Source organism: Xanthomonas sp. NCPPB 3442, assembly GCF_056725145.1.
On sequence record NZ_CM161514.1, the window covers coordinates 180,530 to 198,114 of the forward strand.

The following is a 17,585-nucleotide window of genomic DNA, read 5'->3' on the forward strand; positions in this document are numbered from 1 at the left end:
ATGCAAGCTTTCCAGCACCGTCAGGCCTTATCCACCCCGTAGTGCGTCAGCCCCAGGCGCGCCAGTTCGGCCGAGCGGCGGTAGTAGACCTCTTCCCACCCGTCCACGCGTTGGCGGTCGGTGTCGCTCATGGCATCGAGAATGTCTTCGATGCTGAGCAGATTCGGATCTTCTTCCAGGCGCTCGAACACCGCGCCCAGGCCCTCGATGGCTTGACGCGCTTGCGCCGCGCCCATGGCGGCCAGCCCCCGCAAAGCATCGCTGCGGGTCGCCGCATCCCAGCGGTCGAAATAGCGGGCGTAGCCGCTCTCGTTCATGTCCGCATCCAGCCGCGCCAGCGCGATCAGTTGGCGTTCGCCCGGCGACAGCGCATCCATGCGCCCGCGCAACTGGGCGAGCTTGGCCTGGGCGCGGGCAGCGCGGCGGCGCCACAGCAACTCGGGCATGTTGAGCAGGCCCTCCGCGGTGGGAGGCGCCACCGCGGGCCAGTTCACCCCGAAGCCGTCCTCGGTGATCTGCCATTGCGCGCGTTGCGGCGGCGATGCCTTGAGCAGGAGCCGATGCGCCTGGATGGGCTCGTCGATGCGGATGCCGTTGGCCAGGGTGAACAGCAGGCGGGTGTCGTCCAGCTCCAAGCGCCGGATGCGCAGATGCGTCAGGTCCATTGAGCGAAGGCGATGTAGGGAGGTTTGACCTTAGTGCGCGTCGGCGGTGGTGTCGAGTCGATGCAGGTCACATCGCGGCATCGTGACCGCGCCGCACCGCCGCGCAGCGGTTGGTCGGCGTGACCTCGGCAGCGACCTCACACGTCGCCGTCGCGGCTCCAACCCTCACCGCTGCCGCGTTGGATCACCCGATCGCCCGGCAGCACATCACCCGCCGGCACCTGCGGTTGCTGGGCAAGCTCGGCATAGATCGGGGTGAAGTCCGGCGCGGTGGCCTCCATCAGCTGCGCAAAGCTGTCGATGACGAAATAGGTCTTCTGGAAGCTGTCGATGCGGTAGCGCGTGCGCATGATGCGCTGCAGGTCGAACCCGATGCGGTTGGGTGCGGGCGAGTCCAGCGAATACAGCGATTCGCCCTTGGACGACACGATGCCGGCACCGTAGATGCGCAGGCCCTGTGGCGTGTCGATCAGACCGAATTCCACCGTGTACCAGTACAGCCGGGTGAGGTTCTGCAGCGCGTCCGGGCCGATGCCGTGCGCCTTGACCCCGCCGCGGCCATAGGCCTGCATGAAGTCGGCAAACAGCGGGTTCATCAACAACGGCACGTGGCCGAACAGGTCATGGAACAGATCGGGTTCGGCGATGTAATCGATCTGATCGGGCCGGCGGATCCACCACGTCACCGGAAAGCGTTTGTCGGCCAGATGATCGAAAAAGTCCAGTTCCGGCAGCAGGCCCTGCACGCCGACCAGGGTCCAGCCGGTGGCCGCCTGCAGCACGCGATTGAGCGCATCGAAGCGCGGGATGTGCGTTTCGCCCATGCCCATCGCGTCCTGCGCCTGCAGGAACTCGTCGCAGGCGCGGCCCACCAGCAGCTCGCGCTGGCGCCGATACAAGGTGCCCCAGGTGGCGTGGTCGTCGGCGCTGTAGCTGTCCCACGGCTGCTCCACCACCGCGGTGGTGTAGACCGGCACATAGCCTTTGTCGGTGAGCTGGTTTTCGACGCGTTGCGGGGCGGTATTCATGCAGCGGCTCTTCCCGGTGATCAGCCGTCACCTTAGCCGGATGTGCGCGCAACGGGATTGCGAATCTTGCGCGGTGCAAGCGGATCGGCGCAAGATTCGTGCGTCATCGTCTGCTGCTGCGCAACATATGGATCAACCCATCGCCCTGGACCGCACCGATTTGCGTCTGCTCGCCCTGCTGCAGACGCAGGGGCGCAGCAGTAATGCGGAGCTGGCCGTGCAGGTCAATCTGTCGGCGTCGGCGTGCCTGCGCCGCACCCAGCGGCTGGAGGCGGCCGGCATCATCGCCGGCTATGGCGCGCGCCTGGACGCGCGCGCGCTGGGGCTGGGCTTGCAGGCGTTCGTGCGCGTGCAGCTGGAGCAGCACGGGCAGGCCGACATCGAACATTTCGCCGAGGGCGTGCGCGGCTGGGACGAGGTGGTGGCGTGCTGGGCGCTGACCGGCGACATGGATTACCTGCTGCAGGTACAGGTCCGCGACCTGGAACACTTCTCGCGGTTTCTGCTCGATCGCCTGCTCAATGCCACCGGCGTGTCGGATGTGAATTCCAGCTTCGTGCTGCGCACGGTGAAGGCGCCGGAAGGTCTGCCGCTGTCGCATCTGGCCTGAGGTGCAAACCAGCCGCGTGCCAGTAGGGCAGGGCGCCGCCCGCATGCCGCAGCCGGCAAGACGCACCGGCGTCGCGCCGGTTTCCAGGCGGACGCAAGAAACGTGCTGCTTGCCACATAAACGATAACGATTTACATTTACCTCACATCCTGGCCGCGTCCGGCCATGTCGTTCGTGTCGCATCGCCAGCCCACGCAGGGTCAGCCAGCCGGTTCGAGTGGACGCCTGCGTGTGCCTGTGCCTTTCCCTGTTGCGTGACGCGCTGCGTCCGCAGCGATCGACGAGAACGCCCCATGTCTGCTGCCATCGCTCCCCTTGGCTTGTTGCCTGCCGCGCTGCTGTGCGCGCTGTCGACCTTGGCTCCCGCCACCCATGCCGCCGAATCCGCCGACGCGACCAACGCCACGACGCTCGACCAGGTCAGCGTCAACGGCACGGTGAGCCGCGCGCAGCCGGCCACCACCACACGCCTGCCGCTGACCTTGCAGGAAACGCCGCAATCGGTGAGCGTGATCGGGCTGCAGCGGCTGGAAGAGCAATCGCTGTTCAGCATCGACGATGTGATGCGCAACGTCACCGGCGTCAACGTGTCGTTCTACGACACCCAGCGCCCGCTGTATTTCGCGCGCGGTTTCCAGATCACCGACTTCCAGGTCGATGGCCTGCCCACCTACAGCGGTGCGACCAACCAGGAATACGACACGGTCTTCTACGACCGCATCGAGGTGATCCGCGGTGCCAATGGCCTGCTCACCGGTGCGGGCATTCCCTCGGCCACGGTCAACCTGTTGCGCAAGCGCCCGGGCAAGGACTTCGATGCCGCGTTTGCAGTCAGTGCCGGCACCTGGGATTTCCGCCGCATGCAGGCCGACGTCAACGCGCCGCTGACCGAAGACGGACGCTTTCGCAGCCGCGTGGTGGCCGCCTGGCAGGATCGCGATTACTACTACGACCGCTACCACGACAGCAAGATGTCGGGCATGGCGGTGCTGGAAGGCGATTTGACCGACAGCAGCACGCTTACCGTGGGCTACCAGCGCCAGGACAACACCCCGGTCGGTTCGACCTGGGGCACGGTGCCGTTCTTCGCGGCCGACGGCTCCTTCGCCAACCTGTCGCGCTCGACCAACATGGCGCCGGAATGGACCCGCTGGCAGCGCGAAACCAGCACCGCGTTTGCCAACCTGGAACAACGCTTCGGGCAGGACTGGTTGCTGCGCGTCAACGCCGCCCACACCAAGGGCACCGTGGAGAGCCTGCGCGTCTACGGCACCGGCTACCCGGCCGCCGATGGCAGCAGCGTGTTTCTGCGCGCCAACGCTGGCGAAACGCAGGACACGCGCGATAGCGTGGACGTGTATCTGTCCGGCGGATTCGCCCTGTTCGGCCGCCAGCACGATGTGGTGATCGGCGGCAGCTGGCAGGACCTGCAATCGACCACCTATACCCTGGCGCAGACCTATCCCGACGACTGGGCCACCTGCGGCAGCGAACGTTGCTATTTCATTCCCAACATCCGCCACTGGAATGGCGACGCTTCGGAAGTGACCTATACGCGCACCGGTGCGCGTCGCCAGGCACGCACCACCCAGCGCGGCGTGTATGCCTCCACGCGCTTGCGGCTGGCCGACCCGCTGTCGTTGATTGCCGGCGCGCGATTGAGTTCGTGGGAGACCCGCACCCAGGCGTTCAATGCCAGCGGCAGCTACACCGGCACCAGCGGCCGTTATGACGTCAGCGACGAAGTCACCCCGTACGTGGGTCTGGTCTACGACATCGTGCCGGATGTGTCGGTGTACGCCAGCTACACCGAAATCTTCAATCCGCAGAACTACCGCGACAAGGACAACAACCTGCTCGCACCGGTGGAAGGCTCCAACCTGGAGGCCGGTATCAAGGCGCAGTTGTTCGATGGTCATGCGATGGCCACTGCTGCCGTCTTCGAGGCCAAGCAGGACAACTACGCGGTGCGCGACATGACCCAGCCGGAAGCCTCGCTGCCGGATGGCAGCTCGGCGTACATCGGCGTGGACGGCACCAAGAGCCGCGGATGGGAAGTGGACTTCAATGGCGAAGTGCTACCCGGTTGGACCATCAACGCTGGCTATACCCACGTCAAGGTGACGCGCGCGCCGACCGATGCGATCTACGCCAACCTGCCCGAAGATTATCTGCAGCTCTCCACCCAGTGGCGCCTGCCGGGGACGTGGGACCGCTTGAGCATCGGCGGCGGCGTGAGCTGGCAGAGCGCGGTGCGCGGCTTCAATATCGCACGCCCCACCGGCGACGGCACTGGCGCCACCACCCCCGTCACCGTGGTGCAGAACCCGTACGCGCTGGTGCATTTCAACGCCAACTACCGCATCAGCGACCAATGGACCGCCACGCTGGCGGTGCGCAATGCGTTCGACAAGACCTATTGGGCGAATCTGGATTATCAGAACTACGGCGAACCGCGCTTTGTCAGCGTGTCGCTGCGTTGGCGGTATTGAGGCATTGCCGATGACGTCTGGGCTTGAGACATTGCCCATCAAGTCCAGGCGTTGCTACCGATAAGGCCTCGCGGCCAGGGCCGCTCCTACAAGCGCGGTGCCGGCCCTGCCGACGTCGCCGATACACCCAAAGACCCCCGCCCCGGTCGGAGCGGCCCCGGCCGCGCGCCCACCCGACACGTCTCAGCGCACCCGAAAGAACCGCCACGCCGTCGTCGAAGCGGCCCCGGCCGCGACCTTGTCCGGCCACCCTCAGGACATCAGCACAAGCATCAATAACGCAGTTGCCCTACGCATCTGGTTTAAATGCGCGCGTCTCGAACCAGGCGCCCACGCCCGCTCAGTTCCGCATGAGCTCGCGCGGCACCGGCATCAACTGCGGATCGCCTCGCACCGCAGCCGCATCACGGTGCCACGCAGGCCTGGTCCTTGCCACGCAGTTTTTCCCAACGCGAGCGTTGTTCCAGGCAGCGCTCGTACGCCTGTTGCTTGGCCGCTTTGGCCTGGTCGGCGGCGGTCCGGACTGCGCTGCTGCGCGCGGCCTGCAGTTGCGCAATCTTGGCGCGAATCTGCGGCATCACCGCCATTGCGGCGCGCTCGCCTTCGAGGATCGCCGCACCACGTTGGTTGAAATCGGCCGAGCCGATCTCGTTGACCTTCGGGCGAATGACCACGTCGGCACGTTTGAGTTCGGCCTCGCCCAGGCGCTGGCCCATGATCGAGATCGACTGGTTCACCGTGCCCAGCAGGTCCCCCGGATTCTTGCCGCTGGCCTTGCTGGAGATATCCACCGCCACCACGAATTCGGCACCCAACTGGCGCGCCGCATCCACCGGCACCGGGCTGACCACGCCACCATCGACGAAGTGGTATTTGCCGATGGTCACCGGTTCGAATACACCCGGAATGCTGCTGGACGCGCGTACCGCCTGGCCGGCATTACCGCGCACGAACACGGTACGCTCGCCATCTTCCAGCCGCGTGGCGACCGCCGCGAACGGCTTGCGCAGTTTTTCGATCGGCTTGCCGCCGAGCTGTTCGTTGACGTAGTCCTGCAGTTTCTGGCCCTGCACCAGCCCACCGGAAAACAGCCGCACATCGCGGATGCTGGTCTGGTCGAGCGCGACGGCCTTTTCCTGCATTTGGAACGCATCCATGCCGCTGGCATACAACGCGCCCACCACGCTGCCGGCGCTGGTGCCGGACACCACCACCGGTGCGAAACCGTTGGCCTCGAGCATCTTGATCACCCCGATATGCGCAAAGCCCTTGGCCGCACCGCCACCGAGCGCGACGCCGATCTTGATGGGCTTGGAGGCTGCGGCCGAAGGTGCCTGCACCACCGGCGCCGGTGTCGCCGGGCGTGGCTCGCCCCCGCAGGCGCTGAGAAGCCCGGCCAGTGACAGGGACAGGGACAACAGGAGGCACTTGCTAGGAAAGGCGGTCATGGCGAGCGTGCACTGGGCGCGATGTGGACAGCGGCGCAGCATACACGCCGCAGCCCTGGCCGCCGGTCTGCATTGGCGGGCGGCAGGGCGTCATGCGCAGATATTGCGCGCTGCGCGCACACCTCGCCTGCCCTGATGGTATCGGGCGTCCTTGCGTTGGTACCGTAGGGCATGGACTCGGCCAAACGCACAGTCTGCAGCAGCAGCATCTTCGATCACGCGTCTGCGCGGTGTCCGCTGCGTGGACTGGCACTGTCACTGCTGCTAGCCGCATTGCCCTGTCATGCGCTGGACGCGGTAGCGGTCAAGCGGCAGGTCGATGGCATTCTGGATCGGGACTATCCACGTTGGGAGGCGCTATACCGGACCGTGCACCAGCACCCCGAACTGGGCTTCGAGGAAACCGCGACTGCGCAACGGCTGGCCAAGGAAATGCGCGCGCTGGGGTTTCAGGTCAGCGCGGGCATTGGCCGGACCGGGCTGGTGGCGATGTATCACAATGGCCCCGGCCCAATGATCATGGTGCGCACCGAACTGGATGCGTTGCCGATGCGGGAAACCACGGGGCTGGCGTACGCCAGCGACGTCCATCTGCAGTCCAGCGACCGCGATACCTATGTGGCGCATACCTGCGGTCACGACATTCACATGGCGGCCTGGGTCGGCACGGCCGCAACCTTGGTGCAGCTGCGCGCCCAATGGCGCGGCACGCTGATGTTCATCGCCCAACCAGCGGAGGAAAAGGGTCGCGGTGCGCAGGCGATGCTTGACGATGGCCTGTTCGCCCGGTTCGGCAAGCCGGACTACGGCTTTGCCCTGCATGTCGGCCCGGATGCCTACGGCCATGTGTTCTACAAGGCCGGGGCGGTGACCTCCAACTCCGATGCGCTGGAGGTGGTGTTCCAAGGCAAGGGCGGGCACGGTGCGATGCCCGCCGCGACGATCGATCCGATCCTGATCGCGGCACGCTTCGTTGTCGATGTGCAGAGCGTGATCAGTCGCGAAAAAGACCCGGCTGCGTTTGGCGTGGTCAGCATTGGAGCGTTCAACGCCGGCACGGCCGGCAACGTCATCCCCGACCGCGCGCAGCTGCGCGGCACCATCCGCAGCCACGACCCTCAGGTGCGCGACAAGCTGCTCGACGGCGTGCGACGTACCGCGCTGGCCAGTGCGCAGATGGCCGGCGCGCCGGTACCGCAGATCGCCCTGGGCGAGCGCGGGTCCAGGGCGGTGATCAACGATGCAGCGCTGGCCGAGCGTACCGGGGCGGTTTTCGCGCAGGCGTTCGGGGTCGATGCCGAGCGCCAGCGCGAACCGAGTGCCGCCAGCGAAGACTATTCGGCCTTCGTCGCTGCCGGCGTGCCGTCGTTCTACTTCGGCATCGGTGGACTCGATCCACAGTGGCTGCAGCAGGCCCGGCAAACGGGCGAGCGCATTCCGGTGAACCATTCGCCGGACTTCGCGCCGGTGCCGCAGCCAAGCATCCGGACCGGCGTGGAAGCGATGACACTGGCGGTGATGAACGTGATGCCGCCGCCCTCCTGAGATGGGCGCGGCCGCGCCGGGATGTAGGTCAGAAGCGGTTATCGCCATCCAGCAACCGCCCCAGGCCGCCCAGCACCGAGCCTTCGCCGCGCTGTTGGCCGCCGGCTTGCGGGGCGGCCTGCAGCATGCGGCCGGCCATGCGCGAGAACGGCAGCGATTGCAGCCAGACCTTGCCCGGGCCGGTGAGGGTGGCCAGGAACACGCCTTCGCCGCTGAAGAACATGCTCTTCAGGCCCGCAACGCGGCGCACGTCCATGTCCACGCCGGCGTGGTAGGCCACCACGCAGCCGGTGTCCACGTCGATACGCTCGCCCGGGCCCAGCTCGCGTTCGACGACCGTGCCGCCGGCATGCACGAACACCCAGCCGTCGCCTTCGAGCTTCTGCATGATGAAGCCCTCGCCGCCGAACAGGCCGGTGAGGATCTTGCGCTGGAAGGCGATGCCCAGCGACACCCCGCGCGCGCCGGCCAAGAAGCTGTCCTTCTGGCAGATCAGCTGGCCGCCATGCTCGGACAGGCGTAGCGCCAGCACCGTGCCCGGGTAGGGTGCGGCGAAGGCGACCTTGGCCTTGCCGCTGCCGGCGTGGGTGAACACGGTGGTGAACATGCTTTCGCCGGTGACCACGCGTTTGCCGGCCGACAGCAGCTTGCCCATCAGCCCGCCGCCACTTTGACCGGCATGCGAGCCGTCACCGAACACGGTGTCCATCTGCACCGCCGCGTCCTTGTACATCAGCGCACCGGCCTCGGCGATGGCGCTTTCGCCGGGGTCCAGCTCGACTTCGACGAACTGCATGTCGTTGCCGACGATGCGGTAGTCGATCTCATCTGCGCGCCCGCTCATGCCGGTCAACGGCGGCGGCGCGCTACCGCCGCCCTGCAGCTCGGCCAGCTGACGGGCCGGCGTCCAGCCATCGAGCCCGTCGCGCCAGGCCAGCGCATCGGGTTGGCGCTGCGCATGCGCGCGAGCGCTGGCATCGTCGAGGGGGCCGATACGGTCGGCCTGTCCGGGGTTATGGAAATACCACTGGGCCATCGGACGACTCCTGTCTGTGTGTGCGGCGAGTCTAAGCGCAAGCGCCGCGGCGGCGTCCCGTGTCCAAGGTCATGTCTGCAGAGCGTGGTTGTGACGCGGTTGTGCGCCCGTCCGGAGCGCTTCGCCATCGCGATGCGGAGCATCGCCGGCAGCTCGTGCAAGGACACGGCCTGCGCGAGCTGCGGGATGGGTGGCCCTTACTCGCCCACCGTTGCCCAACAGCGCGCGCCATCACGCTGCACCCGCACCGGGCCATCGAACACGGCCGACAGGCTGGCATCGGTGAGTAGCGCCTCACGCGTGCCGTCGGCCACCACCTTGCCGGCGCGCAGCAGGATCACCCGTTCGATCTCCGGCACGATTTCTTCGATGTGATGGGTCACCAGCACCAGCGTGATGCCTTGCCGGGCGAGGTGCCGCATCGTCTCGAGCAGGTGCTGGCGTGCCACCAGATCCAGCCCGGTGGACGGCTCGTCCAGCAGCAACGCCTGCGGGCGATTGACCAGCGCACGCGCAATCAGCACACGGCGCGTTTCGCCGGCCGACAATTGCGCAAATTGCCGGTCCACCAACGGCAATGCGCGCGCCAGCGCCAGCGCTTCGCGCGCGCGTGCACGCATGTCGTCGCTGATCTCGCGATGCGGCGGCACCACGTAGCTGGCGAAGAATCCGGAGAGCACCGCGCTTTCCACATCCAGCCCGGGCATGTCGGCCAGATTGACGCTCAGATCGCCGGTGACGATGCCCAATTGCGAGCGCAGGCGATCCACCTGCCAGCGCGTTTGTCCCATCACCTTCACTGCGGGCAGACCGTCGGCGCGCGCCAGCGGGTACAACTCGCGCGTGATCAATTTGATGAAGGACGATTTGCCGCAGCCATTGGGCCCCAGGATCGCGGTGTGCTGCCCCAGCGCGATGCGCAGGCTCAGCGCATGCAGGACCCGGACCTGGCCGCGCATCACGCTGGCCTGGTCGAGTTCGATCAGCTGGGCGGCGTTAGTAACGACAGTGGAATCGGCAGCATGTTCGGTGGCAACAGTCATACGGGTGACAGCAGACGGAAGTGGGGAAGGGGGGTCTGAACCGCTTTAGAAATGTAGGTGCAACCCTACGCATCCGAAGGGTGAAGTTTGCCGCGATCGCCCCCATCATGTCTGCATCAAATGGAGAGCGCTGCTGTGGAGATGCCGATGTTGTCCGATCCGATCATCGACGTTCTGACTTCCGGCGTGGCAGGGCTGGGCGTGTGGGGCATGCTGGCGGTGCTGCTAGTCTTCACCCAGCTCACCATCTTTGCAGTGACCTTGTACCTGCATCGCAGCCAGGCGCATCGCGGTGTAGATTTCCATCCGGCCATCGCGCATTTCTTCCGCTTCTGGACCTGGTTGACCACCTCGATGATCACCCGCGAATGGGTGGCGATCCATCGCAAGCATCACGCCAAGGTCGAGACCGAGGAAGACCCGCACAGCCCGCAGACCAAGGGCATCGGCCAGGTGTTCTGGCGCGGTGTGGAGCTGTATCGGCAGGCGCGTGCCGAGCGTGCCGACATCGAGCAATACGGCAAGGGCGCGCCCAGCGACTGGATCGAACGGCATCTGTACACGCCGCATGCCAACGCCGGCCCGATGGCGTTGCTGGTGATCAACTCGGTGTTGTTCGGATTGCCGGGAATTGCGTTGTGGGCAATCCAGATGGCGTGGATTCCGTTCTGGGCCGCCGGTGTGGTCAACGGCCTGGGCCACTGGTGGGGCTATCGCAATTTCGAATCGGCCGACACCTCCACCAACCTCACGCCCTGGGCGCTGTGGATCGGTGGCGAAGAATTGCATAACAACCATCATGCCTTCCCGAGCTCGGCGCGGTTTTCGATGCGGCGTTGGGAGCTGGATATCGGTTGGGTCGCCATTCGCGGCTTGCAGGCACTGGGCCTTGCCAAGGTGTTGCGGGTGGCGCCGTCGCTGGATATCCGCCCCAATATCGCCGTGCCCGATGCCGACACGCTCAAGGCGCTGCTCTCGCACCGGTTCCAGGCCATGACCGACTACCAGCGCAATGTGCTCAAGCCGGCGTTGCGCGAAGAGGCGGCCGTCACCGGCGCCAAGCTGCGCGAGTTGCTGCCGCGTCGCCTGCGCAAGGGCCTGGTCGACGACGGGCGCTGGCTCAAGCCGGACGCGCGTGCACAGTTGCAGGCATGGGTGGCGCAGCGTCCGCGCATGCGCACGCTGGTCGAGTACCGTGCGCGGCTGACCGCGGTACTGGAAGCGCGCAGCCACGATGCGTCCGAACGGCTCCGGCAATTGCAGCAGTGGTGCCATGAGGCCGAGGCCAGCGGCAATGCCGCGTTGCAGGCGTATGCGGCGCGGCTCAAGGGGTATGCGCTGAGTGGTGCGTAACCCGGGCGGCAGGCGCGCTGTGGTGCGTGTACACCGGGCGCGTGGCGTGATCGTGCGTGCCTTGCTGGTCGTGTGGTGTGCCTGTGTGCCGGCGATTGCCGCGCAGGCCCAGGTCCAGGACAGCCAGCAATATCTGCAGCGCATGGATACCGATGGCGATGGGCGGGTGAGCCTGGACGAATATCTGGCCTGGATGAGCTACGCCTTCGATCAACGCGATACCGATCACGATGGCGTGCTGCAAGGCGATGAACTGCCGGGCCGTCGCGGCAAGCCGATCACCCGTGCGGCGCATCGTGCCACCTTGATCGCGCGCTTCGCGCGGCAGGATGCCGATGGCGACGGCTACCTGAGTGCACGCGAACTGCTGGCGCCGCCCCGCTGATGCGCACCTTCGCGCGTGGCTGACGCTGCGTTCGGCAAGCTCGGCCGCATGTTCACTCTCGACCGGGTCAGCCGCCGCTACGGCCAGGCCATCGCACTCGATGCTGTCTCGCTGACGTTTGCCAGCGGCATCACGACCGCATTGATCGGCCCGAGCGGCGCCGGCAAATCCACCGTGCTGCGCATGCTGGTCGGGCTGGAGTGGCCGGACAGCGGCACGGTCGCTTTCGACGGCACCCCGTTGCAGCACGCCAACCTGCAGGCGCAACGGCAACGCATCGGCTACGTCATCCAGGAAGGCGGCCTGTTTCCGCATCTGGATGCACGCAGCAACGTGACCTTGCTGGCACAGACGCTGGGCTGGACGCGGGAACGCATCGAGGCGCGTCTGGATGTCTTGTGCGCCCTGTGCCAATTGCCAACGCAGTTGCTGGCGCGCTACCCGGCCGAACTCTCCGGTGGTCAACGCCAGCGGGTAGGGCTGATTCGTGCATTGATGCTGGACCCGCCGGCCTTGTTGCTGGACGAACCACTCGGCGCGCTCGATCCCATCGTGCGCTACGACCTGCAGGCGCAGATGCGCGAACTGTTCGCGCAGCTGGGCAAGACCGTGGTGCTGGTGACGCATGACGTGGCCGAAGCCGCCTATCTGGCCGACAACCTGGTGCTGATGCGCGCCGGCCGCATCGTGCAGCAAGGCCGTGCGCGCGATCTGCTGGAGCAGCCGGCCGATGCGTTCGTGCAGCGCTTTCTCACCGCCCAGCGCAGCATTGGCGATGCCGCATGATGGCGCGTGCGCTCATCGCCGTGGTGTGGCTGATCTGCAGTGTTAGCGCGCAGGCCGCGCAGGTCACCATTGGGTCGAAGAACTTCACCGAAGCGGTGATTCTTGGCGAAATCGCCACCGCCGCCGGCAAACGTGATGGTGTAGACGTGCAGCACCGCGCACAACTCGGTGGCACGCGCATCCTGTGGCGGGCGCTGGAGACCGGGCAGATCGACGCGTATGCCGAATACACCGGCACGCTGGCACAGGAGCTGCTGCAACTGCCCAACGCCAGCCAGGCCGAGCTGCGTGCCGCACTCGACGCACGCGGGCTGGCGATGACCGATTCGCTGGGTTTCCAGAACACCTATGCCTTCGGTATGAAGCGCGAACGTGCGCAGGCATTGGGCATCGCCTCGTTGTCGGATCTTGCACGACATCCCACCCTCAAGATCGGTCTGAGCAATGAGTTCATGCAGCGCGCCGATGGCTGGCCGGGCGTGCGCGCGGCGTACGCGCTGCCGCAGGCCGCGACCGGGCTGGATCACGACCTGGCCTATCGCGCGTTGCAGAGCGGCGCCATCGAGGTCACCGATCTGTACAGCACCGATGCGGAAATTCCGTATTACCAGCTGCAGGTGCTACGCGACGACCGCCATTATTTCCCGGACTACCAGGCGATTTTTGTGTATCGCAAGGATCTGGCGCACCGCTCGCCGGCGATGCTGCAGGCCTTGCGGGGGGTGCAAGGACGCATCGATGAAGCGACCATGCAACGGCTCAATGCACAGGTCAAACTGGAGCGGCAGTCCGAAGCGGCGGTTGCCGCGCGTTGGCTGGGCGTCACGCCGGCCTCTGAAACGGACTCGCGTTTGACGCGGCTGCTGCGGCATACGCGCGAGCATCTGGCGTTGGTGGGTATTTCTTTGGGTCTGGCGTTGCTGCTTGCGCTGCCGTTGGGCGTGCTGGCGGCGCGGCGTCCACGTCTGGGGCAGGTGGTGTTGTCGTTGACCGGTGTGCTGCAGACGCTGCCGTCGTTGGCGGTATTCGTCTTCATGATTCCGCTGTTCGGCATCGGCGCCAAGCCGGCGATTGCCGCGCTGTTCTTGTATAGCCTGCTGCCGATCGTGCGCAACACCCATGCAGGGCTGACCTCGATCCCACGCGAACTGCGCCAGACTGCGCACGCCATCGGATTGCCCGCGTGGACACGCCTGTGGCGGGTGGAACTGCCGCTGGCCCGCCGCACGATCGTGGCCGGCATCCAGACCGCGGCGGTGATCAATGTGGGCACCGCCACGCTGGGTGCGCTGATCGGTGCGGGCGGCTATGGCCAACCGATTCTCACCGGCATCCGCCTGGACGATATCGGCCTGATTTTGGAAGGCGCCATTCCCGCTGCCGTGCTTGCGCTGCTGGTGCAGGCGGTGTTCGAAGGCGCCGAGCGATGGGTAACGCCGCGTGGGTTGCGGATCAGCCAGCGGCAGTGACGCGGCGTTCAATCGCTGAAAACCGAGCGCGCCGCTTCGCTGCCGCTGATCCTTGCGCCAATTGTCGTTCGTAGAGCGCGCTGGCCTGCGATGGAGCCTTGCCGGTGCTGCCTGACGACGCGTTGGCCTGCGTACATGTATTGCAACCAGTACCGCTGCAGATGCCTGGCCCGCGATGCCTGCGCACCGCCTCACCCATCCGGCAGCGCTGCAATGACCTGTGACAACGTGTGGTCGGTCACGCTCAAATGTGGCGCGATGCGCAGACGTCCATGCCGACGCGTGCAGATCACGCCACTCGCGCCGAGCGCCGTTGCCACCGCATCCAATGCCGCTGCCGGCGGCTGCAGTGCGGTGAGATGCGGCGCATGTCCGGGCGTGCACCAGCTGCCCACGCCGCGCGCCTGCAGGGCGGCGTCCCAATGCGCAGTCAACTCGCCCAACGCCGCTGCGATGCGCGCCGGCTGCCACGCGGTGAGTTGTTGCAGGGCCACCGTGGCCATTGCGACCCGCAACGGGTCGGCAACCCCGCCCGCATCGAATCGGCGTGCACCGCTGCGATACCGCGGCGCGCTGGCCACCGGAAATTCCCAACTGCTGCCCGCATCGCGGCCGATCCAGTGTTCTTCGATCGGCAGCCCGTCCGTGCGCCACTGCGGCGCGACCCACAGCCATGCCAATCCCATCGGCCCGAGCAACCATTTGTGCCCGACGCTGACCACGAAATCCGGTTGCCAGCGCGGCAGATCCGGTGGCAACACCCCAAGGCTCTGGCTCAAGTCCAGCACCAGGGCAGCGCCGCGTGCCTGCATGGCGGCACTGATGCGGTCCAGATCCAGCATTCGCCCGTCCAGCCAGTACGCATGCGGCAAGCTGGCAATCCGCAGCGCAGGCGTGTCGGCAATGGCCTGCAGCACTGCACCGGTCAAGCTGCCGCCAGCGGTGGTGGGCACCGCCACCAGATGCGCGCCGGTCTCTGCGCAGCGGCGCTGCCAGATCAACAGATTAGACGGAAATTGCCCTTCCAGCACCAGCACTGCGTCGCCGGCTTGCACAGGCAGATTGCGCGCGGCCGTGGCCAGGCCGTGCGCGGCCGACGGCACCATGGCCACCGCATCGGCATCGCCGTCCAATAGCGCGGCCGCAAGTCCGCGCACCTGCTCGATCTGCTGTAACCAGGTATCGAACGGCAACCGCCATGGTGTGGCCATTGCATCGACCGCCTGGTGCGCAACGGTCTGCATGGCGCGCAACAACGGACCACGCGACGCCGCATCCAGATGGATGACCCCGGAAGGCAGCGCGAACGCCTGCTGACGCTGGGCCCACGCGAGGGGCCCAGCAAGCGTACTGGACAGAGATGGCGATGACATGCCCACAGCTTACCGCTGGCTGCCACGCTGCCCACACGGCACGTTCACGGGCGCTCCCCAAGCATAGGGCGATGTCTGCACTCTCACCTCTGCTGGGCCACCTCCAGCAACAGCAGTTGACGCTGCTGGAACGCTACGCGCAGACCCGCGCGCTGAGCGACCGTCTCGCCGCACCCTTGAGCGCCGAAGACGCGATGGTGCAGAGCATGCCGGACGCGAGCCCGAGCAAATGGCATCTGGCCCACACCACCTGGTTTTTCGAACGCTTCGTGCTGCAGGCCGATCCGGCGTACCGCGTGTTCGACCCGGCCTGGGATTTCCTGTTCAACAGCTACTACCAGAGCGTGGGGCCGATGCATGCGCGGGCCCGCCGCGGCGTGCTTTCGCGCCCCTCGTTGCAGCAGGTACGCGACTACCGTGCTGCGGTCGATAGGCAGATGCAGCAGCGCTTGCGCGAGGGCCTGCTCGATGCCCAGGCTTGCACCGTCGTGCAGCTCGGCATCCAGCACGAGCAGCAACACCAGGAGTTGCTGCTGACCGATATCAAGCATGCGCTGTGGAGCAACCCGTTGCAGCCGGCCTACCGTGACCTGCGCGCACCGCCTGCGGCCGTTGCCAGCCCGCTGCGCTGGCATGCGCGCGACGAGCAGATCGTCCAGATCGGCGCCGCTGCATGGCCACAGGCCGACAGCTTCGCCTACGACAACGAATCGCCACGCCATCGCGTGCTGGTCGGTGCGCATGCGCTGGCCAGCCGTGTGGTCACCAACGCCGAGTTCCAGCAATTCATCGATGACGGCGGCTACCGCAGTGCCGGTGCCTGGCTCAGCGATGGCTGGGCGATGGTGCAGGCGCAGGGTTGGCAACATCCCTTGTATTGGGATGCCGATGGCCGCGAGTTCACGCTGGACGGCTGGCGCACGCGCGATCCACACGCGCCGGTCTGTCATCTGAGCCTGTTCGAAGCCGATGCGTTCGCGCGCTGGGCCGGTGCGCGCCTTCCCACCGAAGCCGAGTGGGAGCAGGCCGCGACCGGCGTGCCGGTACAGGGCAATTTCGTCGACACCGATGCGTTGCATCCGCGTGGCGCCGAAGCAGTGGACACCGGTATCCAGCAGCTGTTCGGCGATGTCTGGGAGTGGACCGGTAGTGCGTACCTGCCGTATCCAGGCTTTACCCCGTGGCCCGGGTCGCTGGGCGAATACAACGGCAAATTCATGAATGCGCAATGGGTCTTGCGTGGTGGCAGTTGCGCCAGCCCGGCCAGCCATCTGCGTGCCAGTTACCGCAACTTTTTCCCCTCCGATGCGCGTTGGCAGTTTGCCGGCGTGCGCCTTGCCAAGGATCTGCCTTGAACGCCGCCGCCCATGCCCTGCAACGCGCGCACGCCGCGCTGACCGACCTGCGCCCGCAGCCGGACGACATCACCGCCGATGCACTGGCGGGGTTGTCGCAAACGCCCAAGACGCTGCCGTCGAAATATTTCTACGATGCGCGCGGCTCGCAACTGTTCGAAGCCATTACGCAGCAGCCGGAGTATTACCTCACCAGGACCGAGCTGGGTTTGCTGGAAGCCAGCATGGGCTCGATCGCACAGGCGATCGGCGCCGGCGTGCATGTGGTCGAATACGGCAGCGGCAGCGGCCGCAAGACCGAATTGCTGCTGCAGGGCCTGCGCGATGTGGTGGCCTACACGCCGCTGGAAATCTCGCGCACCGCGCTGCTGGAAAGCACTGCGCGGCTGGCCCAGCAATTTCCGCAGATCCAGATGTTGCCGGTGTGCACCGACTTCACCAAGCCGCTGCGCCTGCCCGATGCGCAGCGCCCGGCGCGGCGGCACGTGGTGTTCTTCCCCGGCTCCACGCTCGGCAATTTCGCCGATGCGGCGGCGATCGAACTGCTGGACGCGATGCGCCAGACCATGGGCAGCGACGGTTGCGCCCTGATCGGCATCGATCTGGACAAGGACGCCGGGCTGATCGAAGCGGCCTACAACGACGCAGCCGGTATCACCGCCGAGTTCACCTTGAACCTGCTGGCGCGGCTCAATCGCGAGATCGGGAGCGATTTCGATCTGGACGGTTTCCGTCACCACGCGGTGTATGTCCGTGAGCGCGGCCGCATCGAAACCTTCCTGATCAGCCAACGCGCGCAGCGCGTGCAGGTTGGCGGCAAGGACATCGCGTTTGCCGAAGGCGAAGCGATGCAGGTCGAATACAGCTGCAAATACACCGACGCGCGCTTTGCCGAACTGGCTGCCGCAGCCGGGCTCAAGGTCACCCACGGCTGGAACGATGCCAAGGATTGGTTCGGCCTGCGCCTGCTGCGCCCATTGTGATCCCGCGGGGCGGG

Annotated in this window: 15 protein-coding genes; 9 read left to right on the plus strand and 6 right to left on the minus strand. The window is 66.3% G+C overall.

The window, feature by feature from the left end; all coding sequences use genetic code 11:
• Positions 1–20: 20 nt before the first annotated feature.
• Together AC1POX_RS00755 and phhA are read right to left on the minus strand one after the other, a co-directional pair.
• The gene (locus AC1POX_RS00755; RefSeq protein WP_372356630.1) at positions 21–665 is read right to left on the minus strand and encodes a DMP19 family protein; all 645 of its coding nucleotides are present in this window, start codon (positions 663–665) and stop codon (positions 21–23) included.
• Positions 666–802: 137 nt separating this feature from the next.
• A complete protein-coding gene (gene phhA, locus AC1POX_RS00760; RefSeq protein ID WP_372356631.1) occupies positions 803–1,693 on the minus strand; it encodes a phenylalanine 4-monooxygenase in 891 nt (296 codons plus the stop codon).
• 127 nt (positions 1,694–1,820) lie between these two features.
• On the opposite strand from phhA, the gene AC1POX_RS00765 reads away from it, so the two are divergent.
• The gene (locus AC1POX_RS00765; protein WP_003490476.1) at positions 1,821–2,303 is read left to right on the plus strand and encodes an Lrp/AsnC family transcriptional regulator; all 483 of its coding nucleotides are present in this window, start codon (positions 1,821–1,823) and stop codon (positions 2,301–2,303) included.
• Between the two features lie 293 nt (positions 2,304–2,596).
• The gene (locus AC1POX_RS00770) at positions 2,597–4,795 is read left to right on the plus strand and encodes a TonB-dependent siderophore receptor (protein WP_372356632.1); all 2,199 of its coding nucleotides are present in this window, start codon (positions 2,597–2,599) and stop codon (positions 4,793–4,795) included.
• Positions 4,796–5,199: 404 nt separating this feature from the next.
• Here the strand turns inward: AC1POX_RS00770 and AC1POX_RS00775 are convergent, their stop codons facing one another.
• Positions 5,200–6,243, minus strand: coding sequence for a patatin-like phospholipase family protein (locus AC1POX_RS00775; protein ID WP_372356633.1), 1,044 nt, complete (start codon positions 6,241–6,243; stop codon positions 5,200–5,202).
• Positions 6,244–6,516: 273 nt separating this feature from the next.
• Here AC1POX_RS00775 and AC1POX_RS00780 point away from each other — a divergent pair, with 273 nt between their 5' ends.
• Entirely contained in the window at positions 6,517–7,788 is a 1,272-nt protein-coding gene (locus tag AC1POX_RS00780; RefSeq protein ID WP_449364108.1) for an amidohydrolase, read from the plus strand.
• Between the two features lie 28 nt (positions 7,789–7,816).
• Here the strand turns inward: AC1POX_RS00780 and AC1POX_RS00785 are convergent, their stop codons facing one another.
• Entirely contained in the window at positions 7,817–8,824 is a 1,008-nt protein-coding gene (locus AC1POX_RS00785) for a TIGR00266 family protein (protein ID WP_218554475.1), read from the minus strand.
• Positions 8,825–9,021: 197 nt separating this feature from the next.
• Positions 9,022–9,867 carry an ABC transporter ATP-binding protein gene (locus AC1POX_RS00790; protein ID WP_372356634.1) on the minus strand — a complete coding sequence of 282 codons (846 nt, stop codon included), beginning with the start codon at positions 9,865–9,867 and terminating at the stop codon, positions 9,022–9,024.
• Between the two features lie 147 nt (positions 9,868–10,014).
• On the opposite strand from AC1POX_RS00790, the gene AC1POX_RS00795 reads away from it, so the two are divergent.
• From AC1POX_RS00795 to AC1POX_RS00810, 4 genes are read left to right on the plus strand one after another with little or no spacing between them, the layout of a single operon-like run.
• Entirely contained in the window at positions 10,015–11,220 is a 1,206-nt protein-coding gene (locus AC1POX_RS00795; protein WP_011345898.1) for a DesA family fatty acid desaturase, read from the plus strand.
• Positions 11,210–11,605, plus strand: coding sequence for an EF-hand domain-containing protein (locus AC1POX_RS00800; RefSeq protein WP_011345899.1), 396 nt, complete (start codon positions 11,210–11,212; stop codon positions 11,603–11,605). Before AC1POX_RS00795 ends, AC1POX_RS00800 begins: the two co-directional genes overlap by 11 nt.
• A 48-nt stretch (positions 11,606–11,653) precedes the next feature.
• Positions 11,654–12,391 carry an ATP-binding cassette domain-containing protein gene (locus AC1POX_RS00805; RefSeq protein ID WP_372357128.1) on the plus strand — a complete coding sequence of 246 codons (738 nt, stop codon included), beginning with the start codon at positions 11,654–11,656 and terminating at the stop codon, positions 12,389–12,391.
• Positions 12,388–13,860: an ABC transporter permease/substrate-binding protein gene (locus AC1POX_RS00810; protein ID WP_014088983.1), complete on the plus strand. Its 1,473-nt coding sequence runs from the start codon at positions 12,388–12,390 to the stop codon at positions 13,858–13,860. Before AC1POX_RS00805 ends, AC1POX_RS00810 begins: the two co-directional genes overlap by 4 nt.
• Before the next feature lie 191 nt (positions 13,861–14,051).
• On the opposite strand, the gene AC1POX_RS00815 is transcribed toward AC1POX_RS00810, so the two are convergent.
• Positions 14,052–15,233: an aminotransferase class V-fold PLP-dependent enzyme gene (locus tag AC1POX_RS00815; RefSeq protein WP_372356635.1), complete on the minus strand. Its 1,182-nt coding sequence runs from the start codon at positions 15,231–15,233 to the stop codon at positions 14,052–14,054.
• Between the two features lie 71 nt (positions 15,234–15,304).
• Between AC1POX_RS00815 and egtB the strand changes: the two genes are divergently transcribed.
• Complete coding sequence (gene egtB / locus AC1POX_RS00820; RefSeq protein WP_372356636.1) at positions 15,305–16,588, plus strand: ergothioneine biosynthesis protein EgtB; 1,284 nt, start codon at positions 15,305–15,307, stop codon at positions 16,586–16,588.
• On the plus strand, positions 16,585–17,571 hold the full coding sequence (egtD, locus tag AC1POX_RS00825) for an L-histidine N(alpha)-methyltransferase (protein ID WP_014088986.1): 987 nt from the start codon (positions 16,585–16,587) through the stop codon (positions 17,569–17,571). The genes egtB and egtD overlap by 4 nt, the downstream gene beginning before the upstream one ends.
• Positions 17,572–17,585 lie beyond the last annotated feature (14 nt).

Bases quoted from the DNA above. Each gene is read 5' to 3' on its own strand.
- AC1POX_RS00755 (WP_372356630.1), bottom strand. From the start codon at position 665: ATGGACCTGACGCATCTGCGCATCCGGCGCTTGGAGCTGGACGACACC.
- phhA (WP_372356631.1), bottom strand. From the start codon at position 1,693: ATGAATACCGCCCCGCAACGCGTCGAAAACCAGCTCACCGACAAAGGC.
- AC1POX_RS00765 (WP_003490476.1), top strand. From the start codon at position 1,821: ATGGATCAACCCATCGCCCTGGACCGCACCGATTTGCGTCTGCTCGCC.
- AC1POX_RS00770 (WP_372356632.1), top strand. From the start codon at position 2,597: ATGTCTGCTGCCATCGCTCCCCTTGGCTTGTTGCCTGCCGCGCTGCTG.
- AC1POX_RS00775 (WP_372356633.1), bottom strand. From the start codon at position 6,243: ATGACCGCCTTTCCTAGCAAGTGCCTCCTGTTGTCCCTGTCCCTGTCA.
- AC1POX_RS00785 (WP_218554475.1), bottom strand. From the start codon at position 8,824: ATGGCCCAGTGGTATTTCCATAACCCCGGACAGGCCGACCGTATCGGC.
- AC1POX_RS00790 (WP_372356634.1), bottom strand. From the start codon at position 9,867: ATGACTGTTGCCACCGAACATGCTGCCGATTCCACTGTCGTTACTAAC.
- AC1POX_RS00795 (WP_011345898.1), top strand. From the start codon at position 10,015: ATGTTGTCCGATCCGATCATCGACGTTCTGACTTCCGGCGTGGCAGGG.
- AC1POX_RS00805 (WP_372357128.1), top strand. From the start codon at position 11,654: ATGTTCACTCTCGACCGGGTCAGCCGCCGCTACGGCCAGGCCATCGCA.
- AC1POX_RS00810 (WP_014088983.1), top strand. From the start codon at position 12,388: ATGATGGCGCGTGCGCTCATCGCCGTGGTGTGGCTGATCTGCAGTGTT.
- AC1POX_RS00815 (WP_372356635.1), bottom strand. From the start codon at position 15,233: ATGTCATCGCCATCTCTGTCCAGTACGCTTGCTGGGCCCCTCGCGTGG.
- egtB (WP_372356636.1), top strand. From the start codon at position 15,305: ATGTCTGCACTCTCACCTCTGCTGGGCCACCTCCAGCAACAGCAGTTG.